At 61.5% G+C, this 13877-nt stretch carries 15 protein-coding genes; 6 read left to right on the forward strand and 9 right to left on the reverse strand.

Annotated elements, in window-relative coordinates:
* Positions 1–216 precede the first annotated feature (216 nt).
* Both ABFB52_RS10490 and ABFB52_RS10495 read left to right on the forward strand, forming a co-directional pair.
* Entirely contained in the window at positions 217–582 is a 366-nt protein-coding gene (locus ABFB52_RS10490; RefSeq protein WP_085609007.1) for a DUF6124 family protein, read from the forward strand.
* Positions 583–670: 88 nt separating this feature from the next.
* On the forward strand, positions 671–1030 hold the full coding sequence (locus tag ABFB52_RS10495) for a DUF6124 family protein (RefSeq protein ID WP_007956335.1): 360 nt from the start codon (positions 671–673) through the stop codon (positions 1028–1030).
* 93 nt (positions 1031–1123) lie between these two features.
* On the opposite strand, the gene ABFB52_RS10500 is transcribed toward ABFB52_RS10495, so the two are convergent.
* The 5 genes from ABFB52_RS10500 to inhA form a co-directional block, all read right to left on the reverse strand.
* Positions 1124–1543 carry a type II toxin-antitoxin system YafO family toxin gene (locus tag ABFB52_RS10500; protein ID WP_102717701.1) on the reverse strand — a complete coding sequence of 140 codons (420 nt, stop codon included), beginning with the start codon at positions 1541–1543 and terminating at the stop codon, positions 1124–1126.
* 6 nt (positions 1544–1549) lie between these two features.
* Complete coding sequence (locus ABFB52_RS10505; RefSeq protein ID WP_165369536.1) at positions 1550–1696, reverse strand: hypothetical protein; 147 nt, start codon at positions 1694–1696, stop codon at positions 1550–1552.
* 209 nt (positions 1697–1905) lie between these two features.
* Complete coding sequence (locus tag ABFB52_RS10510) at positions 1906–3471, reverse strand: PAS domain-containing methyl-accepting chemotaxis protein (protein WP_064594745.1); 1566 nt, start codon at positions 3469–3471, stop codon at positions 1906–1908.
* A gap of 102 nt (positions 3472–3573) precedes the next feature.
* Positions 3574–4365, reverse strand: coding sequence for a CPBP family intramembrane glutamic endopeptidase (locus tag ABFB52_RS10515; protein WP_129973104.1), 792 nt, complete (start codon positions 4363–4365; stop codon positions 3574–3576).
* Positions 4366–4603: 238 nt separating this feature from the next.
* A complete protein-coding gene (gene inhA / locus ABFB52_RS10520; RefSeq protein ID WP_129973105.1) occupies positions 4604–5290 on the reverse strand; it encodes an isonitrile hydratase in 687 nt (228 codons plus the stop codon).
* Positions 5291–5380: 90 nt separating this feature from the next.
* On the opposite strand from inhA, the gene ABFB52_RS10525 reads away from it, so the two are divergent.
* Complete coding sequence (locus tag ABFB52_RS10525; protein ID WP_129973106.1) at positions 5381–6364, forward strand: GlxA family transcriptional regulator; 984 nt, start codon at positions 5381–5383, stop codon at positions 6362–6364.
* Here the strand turns inward: ABFB52_RS10525 and ABFB52_RS10530 are convergent.
* The 4 genes from ABFB52_RS10530 to ABFB52_RS10545 form a co-directional block, all read right to left on the reverse strand.
* The gene (locus tag ABFB52_RS10530; RefSeq protein WP_129973107.1) at positions 6333–7232 is read right to left on the reverse strand and encodes an alpha/beta hydrolase; all 900 of its coding nucleotides are present in this window, start codon (positions 7230–7232) and stop codon (positions 6333–6335) included. The two genes, ABFB52_RS10525 and ABFB52_RS10530, sit on opposite strands and share 32 nt — an antisense overlap.
* Before the next feature lie 11 nt (positions 7233–7243).
* Positions 7244–7633 carry a hypothetical protein gene (locus ABFB52_RS10535; protein WP_129973108.1) on the reverse strand — a complete coding sequence of 130 codons (390 nt, stop codon included), beginning with the start codon at positions 7631–7633 and terminating at the stop codon, positions 7244–7246.
* A gap of 307 nt (positions 7634–7940) precedes the next feature.
* Complete coding sequence (locus ABFB52_RS10540) at positions 7941–9770, reverse strand: glycoside hydrolase family 15 protein (RefSeq protein WP_129973109.1); 1830 nt, start codon at positions 9768–9770, stop codon at positions 7941–7943.
* Positions 9763–10563 carry an SDR family oxidoreductase gene (locus ABFB52_RS10545; protein ID WP_129973110.1) on the reverse strand — a complete coding sequence of 267 codons (801 nt, stop codon included), beginning with the start codon at positions 10561–10563 and terminating at the stop codon, positions 9763–9765. The genes ABFB52_RS10540 and ABFB52_RS10545 overlap by 8 nt, the downstream gene beginning before the upstream one ends.
* A gap of 208 nt (positions 10564–10771) precedes the next feature.
* Here ABFB52_RS10545 and ABFB52_RS10550 point away from each other — a divergent pair, with 208 nt between their 5' ends.
* The 3 genes from ABFB52_RS10550 to ABFB52_RS10560 all read left to right on the forward strand — a co-directional run bounded on the left by ABFB52_RS10550 (position 10772) and on the right by ABFB52_RS10560 (position 13779).
* Positions 10772–11944, forward strand: a complete 1173-nt coding sequence (locus ABFB52_RS10550) for an MFS transporter (protein ID WP_129973111.1) — start codon at positions 10772–10774, stop codon at positions 11942–11944.
* A gap of 71 nt (positions 11945–12015) precedes the next feature.
* The gene (locus ABFB52_RS10555; RefSeq protein ID WP_039770083.1) at positions 12016–12756 is read left to right on the forward strand and encodes an alpha/beta fold hydrolase; all 741 of its coding nucleotides are present in this window, start codon (positions 12016–12018) and stop codon (positions 12754–12756) included.
* A gap of 39 nt (positions 12757–12795) precedes the next feature.
* Positions 12796–13779, forward strand: coding sequence for a TauD/TfdA family dioxygenase (locus tag ABFB52_RS10560; protein WP_129973112.1), 984 nt, complete (start codon positions 12796–12798; stop codon positions 13777–13779).
* Positions 13780–13877 lie beyond the last annotated feature (98 nt).

Below are 13877 nucleotides of genomic sequence, written 5' to 3' on the forward strand. Positions count from 1 at the left end.
GCTGGGTTTGGTAGCCCGATTCGAGTTGTGGTTATTGCGACACCTTCAATGCTGTCTCTTTTCTGAGGTGCAGCTTTGTATGGTGGGCATGCGTGGGGCTCATTCGTGAGCGCCGGGTTTCCCAATTCGACCGGTCTACCAACCCGCGCATGGCCGCCACCCGCCGTTTGGTAGCGAGGGTGATGGCTCCTATTTTTTCGAATTGGAGTTCTATCTATGTTCAAAGCCACACCAAACCCGCCAGAAACCGATTCAATCCCCTACGACGCCGCACTCGAAGCCGAAAACATAAAAACGGCCACCGAGCGGGCGATCAATCATTACCTCGATCCTGGGGCGCAGAAGACGTCCAAACCATCGCGCAAGCCCGGCAAGATCTATCTGGTCAATCCAACAATGGATGACGAAACGCTGCTGGTCGAAGCGTGCGAAACGCTGTCGTCGGCCAGTGACATGGCTCGGGACCTTGGCGACACCGTCGATCCGTCGCAGCGCAAGGCGATGCAGATTCTGCAGCAGGTCATCATGCTGAGTGAGCTGCTGGTCAATCGTGTGCTGGATAACCATCACGTCTCGCGGTAGTTGCCGCCTCGGTGAGGGGCTTGTCCCCTCACTGCCTGGCAGCCGTCGATAAAAATCCTCAAGCGACTCTTCTCCGGAATTCCAGCTGATGTCCAAGACCGTCATTCCACCGTTAGAAGATCCGGTGTCCCCCTACGAATTTCCCGATTCAAGAAAACTCCACGACGCCGCCGAACGCGCCCTCGACTATTACCTGACCCCGGCAGCCCGGATCATGGCCACGCCTTACACCCCCAACGACATGTTCATGGTCAACCCGCAAACCGACACGGAGTCCTTGCTGGCCAACGCCTGCGAATCCCTCGCGTCAGCCACGGTCATGCTCGGTGACTTCGCCGGCCTGCTGGAAGGGCCGAACCGCAAGACCCTGTTGGGCATTGCGCAAGTGGTGATGTTGGGCGAGTTGGCGGTGAATCAGGCGCTGGATAACCTTGTGCCGAAGGAGTAAGTAGCAAGGCAATAAAAAACCCGGAAGCTCTAGCTATCCGGGTTTTTTATTGCCTTGCTACAGGCGAGTTCCAAGAATTGGCCAGCCAACTGATCAAAAGTCCTCAAGGTCGGAATAGATGACTTTTCCCACGATCCACGGCTCAACAATCTCGCTATGCACCGTTCGCAGAAATGAACCCCACTCACTCCGGTTATGGGCATCCGGGCCTGTGATTGTCAGCAAAAGATATTCATCCCGGAAAGCGTCGTAGGCGTAGATAAGCCAGAAGTCGTTGTCAGGATCATCAACCAACGCAGTTCGATAATACTGGCGGTCTATTTTTGCCCACCGTGACTGGGTCGCTTGGGTGCTGGCCAGGTGGATGTGATGCATATCGCTGAGGTCGAGTCGTTCGTCTCGCCCAAAAATAGAGGGCATTTCACCGCACACTTTGTAGTTATAAAAATGAGCGGCGAAGTTTTTCCAGTTGTTGATTTGTTCGAAAAGCGCAGAGATTTTGACTGCTGGCATCTATGGCTACTTTGTTATGGGTAGCTTGCCAGTGATCACATATTTATCGAACGCTTTCTGCCCATCACGCGCGGCTTGCCGGACATCAAGAAAAGTCAGTTCATCGCGAATGACTTTTTTGACTGGCTTGTCGATCTTTCTGGTGGTGGCCATCGGAGCCTCCAAAGGAGATGTATTCATACTGACCAGCTTAAGGGATTGGATTTCTACCGGCAAACGATAGAGCCGACCCCACAGGTGCACCAGTCAGCGGATTCTGGTGTTCTTGTAGGGCATAGCGCCCCTATGTGTAGTCACACGTTTAGCCACAATAAAAAACCCGGAAGCTCTCGCTATCCGGGTTTTTTGTATTGCCATTCCAATCAGCGGTTAAACCGCTCCACCAACGAGTATTGCGTGTTGGCAGTCTTGGTCAGCTCTTCACTCAGCAACGCCGAGTTATGCGCCTGTTCCGAGGTCTGGTCCGCCAGTTCCGAGATGTTGCTGATGTTGCGGCTGATTTCTTCAGCCACGGCACTTTGCTCTTCGGTCGCGGCGGCGATCTGGGTGGTCATGTCGGTGATGTTGGCCACCGCTTCGCTGATGCCGACCAAGGCCTGGTCCGCTTCCAGAACCCGCGCTACACCTTCTTCCGCCTGGCGATGGCCGGCTTCCATGGTTTGTACGGCGCTGGACGCTGTCTGCTGCAACTTGGCGATCAGGGCGTGGATCTGGCCGGTGGATTCGCTGGTGCGTTGCGCCAGTTGGCGGACTTCGTCGGCGACCACGGCAAAACCACGACCCATCTCGCCGGCGCGGGCTGCTTCAATCGCAGCGTTGAGGGCCAGCAGGTTGGTCTGATCGGCGATGCCTTTGATCACGTCGACCACGCCGCCGATTTCGTCGCTGTCCTTGGCCAGTTGGGTGACGGTCAGGCCGGTTTCACCGACCACGACCGACAGGCGCTGGATGGCTTCGCGGGTTTCGCCGGCGATGTCGCGGCCGCGGCCGGTCAGACGATTGGCTTCCTGAGTGGCGTCGGCGGTGCGCTGGACGTGGCTCGCCACTTCTTGCGTGGTGGCGGCCATCTGGTTGACGGCGGTGGCGACCTGTTCGGTTTCCACGCGCTGACGTTCCAGACCGCTGGAGCTGTTGTGCGCCAGGGCGTCGGACTGTTTGGCCTGATCGGTCAGGTGCTCGGCGGTGTCCTGCAGACGGGTCAGGCAGGTTTTCAGGCGCGCTTCCTGGCTGAGGATCGACATTTCCAGACGCGCCTGGGCGCCACGGCTGTCGGTGTACATCTGCGCGATCAACGGGTCGGAGGTGGTCTGCTCGGCCAGACGCAGCAGGCGCTTGAGCCCGCGTTGTTGCCATTGCAGGCCCAGCAGGCCCAGCGGCACCGACAGACCGGCGGCGAGGGCGAAGCCCCACTGCGAGTTCAGGGTGGCGCCGATCATGAAGCTCAACTGGCTGACCAGAATGAACGGCAGCCAGTCCTGCACAATCGGCAGCCACTTGTCGCTCGAAGGAATCGCCGACTTGCCCTGGTTGATGCGTTGGTAGAGCGCTTCGGCACGGCGGATCTGTTCGGCGGTGGGTTTGACCCGCACCGACTCGTAACCGACCACCTGATTGCCGTCGAACACCGGCGTTACATAGGCATTCACCCAGTAATGATCACCGGTCTTGCAGCGATTCTTGACAATGCCCATCCATGGCAAGCCTTGTTTCAGTGTGCCCCACATGTGCGAAAACACCGCCGCCGGCACGTCAGGGTGACGAACCAGGTTGTGCGGCGCACGGATCAGTTCCTCACGCGAAAACCCGCTGATTTCGACGAAAGCGTCGTTGCAGTAGGTGATCACGCCCTTGGCGTCGGTTGTGGAAATCAACCGTTGCTGAGCCGGGAAAGTCCGTTCGCGTTGTGTAATGGGCTGGTTGTTACGCATGGTTTTTCAATCCGCAAGGCTTTGAAAGGTTGTCGGCGGGGTCGGCCATTTATTGAAATTTTTTTTCATTTATAAGTACGGCGTCGCAAAACGGCCCTTGCTTCAACCCGCGAGCATCGGATAGGTGAACAGGCCGAAGTGCAGCAGGTTCAGGCCAAAATGCGTGGCGATCGCCGCGCCGAGCCCGCCAAAACGGTAGGCCAGACCATAGCTGACACCCGCCAGGCTCGCCAGCAACACCCATTGCCAGCCGGCGCCCACATGCACCAGGCCGAACAACAGGGACGCCAGCAGCAGCGCGAGGTTTTCGCCGTAGGGCAGATGTTGGAAACGCCGACTGAGGCCGCCCTGGATATAGCCGCGAAACAGCGCCTCTTCGACCAGCGTCACCAGCAGCAGATTGTTCAGCACCCACAGCCACGCCTGATCCGGCCATTTCGGCGCCCAGGTGATCATGCCCAGCAACACCGCACCGCCCAGCGCCAGAATCACACTCAACGTCAGTGCCAGCGCGGTGGCGTAAACCGTCAGGCGCAACGAACGACGCGCGACGATCCACGGGCAGACCAGTAGCAGCCAGAACCCAATCAGCGGTTTGTCGAGATTCAGGTACATCGAGAACGGAACGGCGTTGTCGGTGAAGCGCTGCGGCTCGATGGCCCGGCCGTTGTAGAAACCCGGCAGCCAGTGCAGGGCCAGCGCCAGGGCCAACACGATAAACAGGCCATGGCCGAGATAACGCCCGACCGGCATGGTTTGCTGGCGCACGGCGTAACCGGCGAAAACCAGCAGTGCAATGGAGATCAGCGCCAGCCAGCCGAGCTGGCCGAAACTCAGCGCCAATCCGTAACCTAGGCTGAGAAGCCCGAGATAGAGCCATGGCAGAGCTGTCATGGAAAGTCCTTGTGCACGATTTGTGGACAGGCTTTCTACACGGGTGGGGGCGAGGGGACAAGTGAAGGTGTGGCGAGAAACCGGGACAACTCGCAAACCTGTGGCTGACACTGAGACCTGTGATCTGTGGGAGCTGGCTTGCCAGCGATGGCGTCTGCACAGTCGACATCTTCATTGACTGACTCACCGCTATCGCTGGCAAGCCAGCTCCCACAGGGATTTGCTTAAGGCTGAAAGATCAGCGCAGGTTCAATTTCGCCGCCGCACGTTCGGTGATTTCCGTGCGCAACTTCAGCGAAGGTGCCGCACGCTTGCGCGCCTCATCGACAACCGCACTCGGCGCCGTCTCCGGGCTGCCCGAATCAAACGGCGGCGCCGGCGCATATTCCAGCTGCAACTGCACCAGTTGCGCCGTGTCGACACCGACCAGTTCTTGCGCCAAGGTCAGGGCAAAATCGATCCCCGCCGTAATGCCGCCCCCGGTGAACAGATTGCCGTCACGCACCACCCGATCCTTCACCGCAATCGCGCCCAGCGTCGGCAGCAGATCGTGATAAGCCCAGTGCGTGGTCGCCCGCTTACCTTGCAACAGACCCGCCGCGCCGAGCACCAGCGAACCGGTGCACACCGACGTCACGTACCGCGCCTGCGCCGCTTGCGCCTTGATGAACGCCAGCGTCTGTTCATCTTCCATCAACGGCCCGACGCCCGCACCGCCGGGAACGCAGATCACATCCAGAGCCGGGCAATCCTCGAAGGTGGTGGTCGGTTTCAGCACCAGCCCGGTGCTGGCGGTGACCGGCACCAGATCCTTCCAGACCAGATGCACCTGCATGTCCGGCAACGAGGCCAGCACGTCATAAGGGCCGGTCAGGTCGAGTTGCTGCACCTGGGGAAACAACAGAAAACCGATCTGCAACGCCATGGTTCTTCTCCGTGAAAAGGGGGGTAGACGGCTTAACTGTAGGCGCGTAGGTTTTGGCGCATACGCCAATCAGCCCACGAATTACGCCAAATGCCGAAAACCATCCATGTCCTCGCGTTCGCCAATGTGCAATTGCTCGATGTCACCGGGCCGTTGCAGGTCTTCGCCTCGGCCAACGACATCGCCCGCCAGCAGGGTTTGCCTGCGCCCTATGCGCCAACAGTCATCGCCAGCGGTGGCGGGGCGGTGAGCTCTTCCGCCGGGTTGGCGATGTTGGCCGAGCCGCTGCCGAAACAGCCCAGCGATACGCTGATCATTGCCGGCGGCTGGGGCGTTTACGCCGCTGCCGAAGATGCCGAGTTGGTGAGTTGGGTACGTGAGCATGCAAATGGTTGTCGACGCGTGGCCTCGGTCTGCACCGGCGCATTTCTACTGGCCGCCAGCGGCTGGCTCGACGGTCGTCGGGTCGTCACCCACTGGACCCGCTGCGAGCAACTGGCACAGCAACACCCGCGTTTGCAGGTCGAGCCCAATCCGATCTTCATCAACGACGGCCCGGTCTGGACCTCGGCGGGCGTCACCGCCGGCATCGACCTGGCGCTGGCCATGGTCGAAGACGATCTCGGCCGCGACATGGCCCTGGACGTCGCCCGGCAACTGGTGGTGTTCCTCAAACGCCCGGGCGGGCAGTCGCAATTCAGCGTGACGCTGTCGCTGCAAAAACAGGGCAACCGCTTCGATGATCTGCACGCGTGGATCGCCGAACACCTGACCTGCGACTTGGGCATCCCGACCCTCGCGGAACAGGCCGGCATGAGCGAACGCAGCTTCGTGCGCCACTACCGCGCCGACACCGGCCAGACCCCGGCCCGGGCCATCGAACTGATCCGCGTCGAAACCGCCCGCCGATTGCTGAGCGACACCGGATTGCCGATCAAACGGGTGGCGGCGAATTGTGGATTTGGCAGTGAAGAAACCTTGAGACGCAGTTTCCTGCGGGCCATGGGTGTGACGCCGCAGGCTTATCGGGAGCGGTTTTCGGTCAGCGCTGGAGCAGATCCAGTAATGCCTTGAGCGTTTCGCCCGGCGCTTCCTCGGGAATGTTATGCCCGACACCCGCCAGCACCCGCCGCTCGTAAATCCCGGTGAAGTGGTGGGCATCTTCATCGTCTTCCGGCGCCGGGCCAACGCCATCATCCGCACCGCACAGCGAAATCGTCGGCACGCCGATCGCCGGTTGTTTCTCCAGCGCCTGCTCCATCCACTCCAGCGCCGGATCGCCCGGCGCATACATGAAGCGATGGCGATAAGAGTGAATCACCACCTCGACGAAGTCCGGGTTATCGAACGCCGGCGCGCTCAGCGGATAACGCTCGGCGTTCCGCGCCCAGGTCGGTGACCACAACTGCCAGAGCAACTCGCACAGCGCCCGCCGGTTTTGCGTCAGCCCTTCAACGCCACGGGGCGTATGGAAGTAGTACTGATACCAGTAGCGATGCTCGCTCTGCGGATCCAGCGGCTGGATCGAATTCGGAATGTCTTGCAGGTTATAGCCATCGCCCGTCACCAACCCGCGCACGCGCTCGGGATACAACGCCGCCACAATGCACGCCGCCCGACCGCCCCAGTCGTAACCGCACAATGTCGCTTGTTCGATCCCCAGTGCATCCATCAGATCCAGCAGATCCTGCGCCAGCGCCGCTTGCTGGCCGGAACGCGGCGTGTCCGGGCTGTTGAAACGGGTCGGGCCGTAACCGCGCAAGTACGGCACGATCACCCGGTAGCCCAGGGCAGCGAGGGGCGGGGCGATTTCGTCGTAGGCGCGGGGGGAGTAGGGGAAGCCGTGGAGGAGGATGACCGGCGTGCCGTTTTCCGGGCCGTGATGCTCATAGCCGATGGTCAGGCTTGGGGTGTGGCTGAATCGGATTTCGGCACGGGTCATGGAAAGTCTCCTTACACCTCGGCTTCCGCCACCTGATTGAAATACTTACTGCGATCCGGCGTAAACGTCACCACCATTTTCGTCCGCGAGCAGGTCATGACCCGCTCGGCGCCCAGATCAATATCCAGATCTTCCCCACGCAACCCTTGCCACTGGGCCAGGTATTTCAGCGATCCGTATTTTTCATTCTTCTTCAGGCTGCGACTGACCCCGCCTTTCCAGCCCAGTACCGGCAGTTCATCGGCACTGCAGCGTTGGGCGAGGTCGGGGAAACGGGCGGCGCGCTGGCGGCCGATTTCCCAGCATTTGATCAGGCCCTTGTCGGCGGCTTCCCACAGTTCGTCGCGCTTGAGGCCGGTGCGCAGTGGGGTGTCGATCAGGCGGTGGATGCGTTGGCTCATTCTGGTTCCTTGAATCGGGTTTTTATTGGACAGCTCCGCTGTGCCCGTTGCGGTGGATGGTAGGGGGCGATGTAACAGCTGGCAACAAGGTATTTCGGGGTGTAAGTGTGAGTTGTGGGCCAAGCGTTAACGGGGTTGGCAGGTTTCTGTAGGCCGTGCCATCAACAAGTTGTATCGAAAGGAATCGATTGTGTGGGCCAGCCCTTCAACCGCAAGGCTCGGGGGTGTTTGCCGTTCGTAGGTAGTCATCCTACAAACGGCGATCGGAGTTGAGATCTTTCTTACAGGCACTGGCGAAGAAGGATGACTACGGCTGCCAGTAATTTTTCTCCCCACTCAGCTTGCGATCCAGAAAACTCGCTGCACTGATCAGTGCCAGATGCGTCAGCGCCTGTGGTGTGTTGCCCAGATGCCGGCCTCGGTTGTCGAACTCTTCCGCGTACAACCCCAGCGGATTGGCGTAGCGCAGCAATTGTTCGAATTCCAGGTGGGCCTTTTCTACTTGCCCGGCGCGGGCCAGACATTCCACGTACCAGAATGAACACGCGGCGAAGGCGCCTTCGGTGCCGGACAATCCGTCGATACCCGCATCGTCGTTGCGATAGCGATAAACCATGCCGTCACGCACCAAGTGTTTTTCGATGGCTTCCAGCGTCGCCAGCCATTTCGGATCCTTGGCGCTGACGAACCTCACCAACGGCATCAGCAACATCGAGCCGTCCAGCGCCGTGCCGCCCTGGTACTGCACGAAATGCCCGCGCTCTTCGTTCCAGAAGTTGTCCCAGATGTCGGCATGAATCGCCTGACGGGTCTGGTCCCAGCGGGCGAAGGGCGCCGGCAGCGAGCGTTTCGAGGCCAGGCGGATGGCCCGGTCCAGCGCCACCCAGCACATCAGCCGTGAGTGCAGAAAGTGATGTTGCTCACCGCGCATTTCCCAGATGCCTACGTCCTTGGTCTGCCAGGTCTCACAGACCTGATCGACCACTTCCATCACATGGTTCCAGCCTTCGTGGGAAATCGCGTCGCCGTATTTGTTGACCAGATAAACGGCGTCCATCAGTTCGCCGAAGATATCCAGTTGAATCTGGTCGTAGGCGCCATTGCCGATCCGTACCGGTTTCGCGCCGCCATGGCCGGACAAATGCGTGAGTTCGGTTTCCGGCAGTTCCTGGCGGCCGTCGATCGCATAGAGGATGTTCAGCTTCATCGACGACTGGCCGCTGCAATCGCTGACCCGCCCGCGCAGCCAGCGCATGTAGGCATTGGCTTCGTCGACAAAGCCCAGGCGCATGAAAGCGTAAACGGTGAACGAGGCGTCGCGGATCCAGGTGTAGCGGTAGTCCCAGTTGCGTTCGCCGCCGGGTGTTTCCGGCAGGCCGAAGGTGGCGGCAGCGAGAATTGCGCCGTGCTGGCGTGAGGTCAGCAACTTCAGAGCGAGGGCCGAGCGGTTGACCATTTCCCGCCAGCGACCGCGATAGTTGGACTGGCCGATCCAGTCGCGCCAGAACTTCAGCGTGCGTTCGATGCACAGCTGCGCGGCGCCTTCGGCAAAGCGCGGATCGTCGCTGGCGCCGAGCATGAACGCCGCCGTTTGATCCTGTTTGAGGGTGAATTGCGCAGCCGCCGCATTGTTATCGACGTTCAGGGTTTGATCCGAGGCCAGGCGCAGCGTCGGCTGCCCGCTGGCGCTGAACAGCACATCCTGTTTATCGATGACGGCGCGGGTCTCAGCGCGGGCGTAGTCATGCCGCACCGCGCAGCGCAGATGAAACGTCGCCTGCCCGCTGACCACCCGCACTCGGCGCATCAACAGCGGCAAGGCATCGTCGTTGTCGCCAATCGGCAGCAGGTCGGTGATTTCCACCACGGCGTGATCGCTGAGCCAGCGGGTTTGCAGGACGTTGGTGTCCGGCAGGTAAATCTGCTCGCGTCGGGCATCGGGCAGATCCGGAGCCAACTGGAAAATCCCCGCGTCGGGGGTATCGAGCAGCGAACAGAAGATCGACGGACTGTCGAACTCCGGCCAGCAGAAAAAATCCACGCTGCCCTTGTCATTGACCAGCGCGGCGCTGCGCATGTCGCCAATGATGCCGTGGGCGTCGATGGGGCTTTGTCGTTCGGATTGATGCTCAGCCATTGCCACGGAACTCCGGATAGAGGCTCATGCCGCCGTCGATGAACAGGGTGGTGCCGACGATGTAGTCGGAGGCATCGGAGGCGAGAAATACCACCGCGTTGGCCACGTCCTCGACATCGCCGATGCGCCCGTAAGGGATGAGTTTGAGCAGGGCCTGGGCGGCGTCGCCTTCGGTGGCGTCTTTATTGATGGCCGTGCGGATCGCCCCCGGCGCGATGCCGTTGATGCGGATGCGCTGGTGGCTGACTTCCTGGGCCAGGGTCTGCATCAATTGATCGACGCCGCCCTTGGACGCTGCGTAGTTAACGTGCCCGGCCCAGGGAATGCGCTGGTGCACCGAGCTCATGTGGATGATCTTGCCGGCGGCTCGCGACACGCCTTCGCGCACGCCCTGGCGATTGAAGATGCGTAGCGCGGCGCGGGCGCAAAGGAACTGGCCGGTGAGGTTGATGCCGATCACCGCATTCCAGTCGGCCAGCGACATATCCACAGCCGCCGCGTCTTTTTGCTGGCCGGAATTGGCCACCAGAATGTCCAGTGTTCCGAAGGCGTCGAGGGTCTGCTGGAACAGTCGCTCCACGTCCTCTTCCTGCGAAACATCGGCACCGATGGCAATGGCCTGACCACCGTCGGCGACGATCTGCCGGGCCAATGCTTCGGCGGGTTCGGCCTGCCGGTTGTAGTTGATGACCACGGCGGCACCGGCAGCGGCCAGGGCTTTGGCGGCGCCGTGGCCGATGCCGGAACTGGCGCCGGTGACCAGTGCCACCTGACGGGCGAGGGAAGTCTGCATGCAGGGTCGCGCCTTGGGTTGAGAGCTTAATTAGCTGACTGATGGGCGGCGGCGAGAGTTCATCCGCGTACATGAAATCATCGACAGGTTTATGCGGCAGCGATTGGCCCTGCGTGCGTTGGGGACTTCACATTCCACCAACAATTCCTTGCTTCCCCGGCCGTCAGGCTTTGTGGCAACTTGGCCGACCCTGATGAGGCTGCATCCGATGGCAAACCCTTACCGCGAACTGTTCAACGCCCCCGGCGCCCGGGCTTTTGTGATTGCCGCGATGATCGCGCGCATGCCGATTTCCATGACCGGCATCGGCGTAATCACCATGCTCTCGCAATTGACCGGCGGCTACGCGCTGGCGGGTGGGGTGGCGGCGACGTTTGCGTTGGCCACGGCGTTTTGCGCGCCGCAGGTGTCGCGGCTGGTGGACCGTTTCGGTCAGGGGCGAGTGCTGCCGGTGGCGGCGCTGATCGGCGGGGGCGCGCTGCTGATGTTGCTGTTGTGCACCCGCTTGCAGGCGCCGACCTGGACGTTGTTTGTCTGCGCCGCACTCGCCGGTTGCATGCCGAGCATGTCGGCGATGGCGCGGGCGCGCTGGACCGAAATCTATCGCGGCCAGCCGCAGTTGCAGACCGCTTATGCGCTGGAGTCGGTGCTCGACGAAGTCTGCTTTATCGTCGGCCCGCCGCTGTCGGTAGGCTTGTGCGTCGGTGTGTTTCCCGAGGCCGGACCGCTGGCGGCACTGTTGATGCTGGCCATCGGCGTCACGGCATTCGTCGCCCAGCGCAGCACCGAGCCGCCGGTACATCCGCACGAATCAGAGCATCAAGGCTCGATCATTCGCTCGACCGACGTGCAATGGCTGCTGGCGTTGATGCTCGCCATGGGCGTGATTGTCGGCGTGGTGGATGTGGTCAGCGTCGCGTTCGCCCAGCAGCAGGGTCAGCCGGCGGCGGCAAGCATCGTGTTGTCGGTGTACGCCATCGGTTCCTGTCTGGCGGGTATCGCCTTCGGTGCGATGCGCTCGAAGCTGCCGTTGCCGCGCCTGTTTCTCTACGGCGGTCTGGCGACAGCGGTGACCACGCTGCCGTTGCTGCTGGCGACCAACATCTTCGGGTTGGCCGTCGCGGTGTTCATCGCCGGGCTGTTCTTCTCCCCGACCCTGATCGTGGCGATGGCGTTGATCGAGCGCATCGTGCCGCCGGCCAAACTCACCGAAGGCCTGACCTGGCTGGTGACCGGTCTGAGCATCGGCGTGGCCATCGGCGCTGCCGGTTCCGGCGCGCTGGTGGACGCATTCGGTGCCCGCAGCGGCTTCTGGCTGGCGATTGCCGCCGGGGCGGTGGTGCTGGGCTCGGCCGTACAGAGTTTCCGTCATTTGAAGTGATCGTCACCCGGACTAATTCCCGTCGTGCCTCATCCGTTCTCTTTTACAGATAACCCATTGAGGTAAACGCGGTGACAAAGCTGACACTGCTGTGCCTGCCCTATTCGGGCGCCAGCGCCATGGTCTACAGCCGCTGGCGGCGCCAGCTGCCGTCGTGGATGCAACTGCAACCGGTGGAGTTGCCCGGACGCGGCGCGCGCTACGACGAACCCCTGCAAATCGACATGCGGGCCCTGGCCCGGCAACTCGCTCGCGAGCATAAACCTTCGCTGCAGGCGCCCTATGCGCTGTTCGGGCATAGCCTGGGTGCGCTGCTCGCGTGCGAGCTGGCCCACGCCTTTCGCGATCTTGGTGCACCCGAGCCGGTGGCGCTGTTCGCCTCCGGCACCGCCGCCCCGAGCATGCGCAGCGATTACGACCGAGGTTTTTCCGAGCCGCGCAGCGACGAGGAGCTGATCGAACAGCTGCGCACCTTTCAGGGCACCAGCGAAGAAGTACTGGCCAATCAGGAGCTGATGAGCCTGACGCTGCCGGTCCTGCGCGCCGATTTCATGATGTGCGGACGCTTCACGCCGATCGAGCGGCCACTGCTCAATTGCCCGGTGCATGTGCTGGGCGGCAAGGAAGACCGGGCGACCACTGAACAGTTGATCGGCTGGAGCAAAGAGACGCTGGGCAGTTTCTCGGTGGACATGATGACCGGTGGGCACTTTTTCATTCATGAGCATGAAGCCCGGGTCATCCGCACGCTCAAGAATCACCTGGAAGCCCATCACCGGCGCCATGCGCTGTCGGCGGCACCGGCGCTGTAAAGCGCGGTTCACCAATCGAGTGTTTTGAGGAGGCCAGTCATGGCTGTTGCTGAGGGATTTTCCGTCCGTCCGTTGTTGCCGCATCGCGGTCGCCTGCCGCTGCTGGTGGAGGCGAGCGACGCCGATACCGACTTGCTGGCGGTGTTCGACGAATTGAAAGAGCTGGTCGATAAGCATCTGCTGCAAGACGGCGGTGTGCTGTTTCGTGGATTCCGGCTGGAGGGCGCGGAGCGCTTTCGCGAGTTTGCGGCGAGCTTCGGCCATCCGCTGCTGAACTATGAGTTCGGCTCCACGCCACGGACCAACGTGACCCAGGGGGTGTACACCTCCACCGAATACCCGGCGCACCAGAGTATTCCGCTGCACAACGAGCAGGCCTACTCCCGGGACTGGCCGATGAAGATCTGGTTCTACAGCATGATCGCGGCCAGGTCCGGCGGCGAAACGCCGATTGCCGACAGTCGCGAAGTGTATCGACGAATTCCGCTGGCGATCCGCGAGCGCTTCGTCAGCAAGGGTCTGATGTATGTGCGCAACTTCGGCAACGGCCTGGATGTGGCCTGGGAAGATGTGTTCAACACCGAAGACCAGGCCGAGGTCGAGGCCTACTGCCAGGCCCACGGCATTGTCTGCGAATGGAAGGACGACGGCGAACTGCGTACCCGCCAGACCTGTCAGGCAGTGGCCCGGCATCCGGTCACCGGGGACATGGTCTGGTTCAATCAGGCGCACCTGTTCCACATCTCCAACCTGCAACCGGAGGTGCGCGAGAGCCTGCTGGACATCGTCGATGAAGAAGACCTGCCGCGTAACGTCTACTACGGTGACGGTTCGCCCATCGAGGATGAAGTGTTGAGCCAGATACGTGCGGTGCTCGACGAATGCGCCATCAGCTTCCCGTGGCAGGAGGGCGATGTGCTGATGCTCGACAACATGTTGTCGGCCCATGCCCGCTCGCCGTTCGAAGGCCCGCGCAAGGTGATCGTGGCCATGGCCGAAGGTCACTCCCAGGACGCCCTCTGACCCGTCGCAGCAGGTGAGCGGGTGGTTGTCGAAGCCGGTCGTGAGCCGGCTTCGGCGTTTGTGCGCCAGTCCCGGCAACCGTCGGCCGGGGATTGCCC

The sequence above is a fragment of the Pseudomonas sp. 9.2(2024) genome, assembly GCF_039695385.1.
Classification (GTDB): Bacteria; Pseudomonadota; Gammaproteobacteria; order Pseudomonadales; family Pseudomonadaceae; genus Aquipseudomonas; species Aquipseudomonas paraglycinae.

What these genes read in the sequence shown, in the direction of transcription:
- ABFB52_RS10540 (WP_129973109.1), bottom strand. Translation starts at nt 9,770, where the DNA reads ATGGCTGAGCATCAATCCGAACGACAAAGCCCCATCGACGCCCACGGC.
- ABFB52_RS10515 (WP_129973104.1), bottom strand. Translation starts at nt 4,365, where the DNA reads ATGACAGCTCTGCCATGGCTCTATCTCGGGCTTCTCAGCCTAGGTTAC.
- ABFB52_RS10490 (WP_085609007.1), top strand. Translation starts at nt 217, where the DNA reads ATGTTCAAAGCCACACCAAACCCGCCAGAAACCGATTCAATCCCCTAC.
- ABFB52_RS10510 (WP_064594745.1), bottom strand. Translation starts at nt 3,471, where the DNA reads ATGCGTAACAACCAGCCCATTACACAACGCGAACGGACTTTCCCGGCT.
- ABFB52_RS10525 (WP_129973106.1), top strand. Translation starts at nt 5,381, where the DNA reads ATGCCGAAAACCATCCATGTCCTCGCGTTCGCCAATGTGCAATTGCTC.
- ABFB52_RS10545 (WP_129973110.1), bottom strand. Translation starts at nt 10,563, where the DNA reads ATGCAGACTTCCCTCGCCCGTCAGGTGGCACTGGTCACCGGCGCCAGT.
- ABFB52_RS10530 (WP_129973107.1), bottom strand. Translation starts at nt 7,232, where the DNA reads ATGACCCGTGCCGAAATCCGATTCAGCCACACCCCAAGCCTGACCATC.
- inhA (WP_129973105.1), bottom strand. Translation starts at nt 5,290, where the DNA reads ATGGCGTTGCAGATCGGTTTTCTGTTGTTTCCCCAGGTGCAGCAACTC.
- ABFB52_RS10505 (WP_165369536.1), bottom strand. Translation starts at nt 1,696, where the DNA reads ATGGCCACCACCAGAAAGATCGACAAGCCAGTCAAAAAAGTCATTCGC.
- ABFB52_RS10550 (WP_129973111.1), top strand. Translation starts at nt 10,772, where the DNA reads ATGGCAAACCCTTACCGCGAACTGTTCAACGCCCCCGGCGCCCGGGCT.
- ABFB52_RS10560 (WP_129973112.1), top strand. Translation starts at nt 12,796, where the DNA reads ATGGCTGTTGCTGAGGGATTTTCCGTCCGTCCGTTGTTGCCGCATCGC.
- ABFB52_RS10500 (WP_102717701.1), bottom strand. Translation starts at nt 1,543, where the DNA reads ATGCCAGCAGTCAAAATCTCTGCGCTTTTCGAACAAATCAACAACTGG.
- ABFB52_RS10495 (WP_007956335.1), top strand. Translation starts at nt 671, where the DNA reads ATGTCCAAGACCGTCATTCCACCGTTAGAAGATCCGGTGTCCCCCTAC.
- ABFB52_RS10535 (WP_129973108.1), bottom strand. Translation starts at nt 7,633, where the DNA reads ATGAGCCAACGCATCCACCGCCTGATCGACACCCCACTGCGCACCGGC.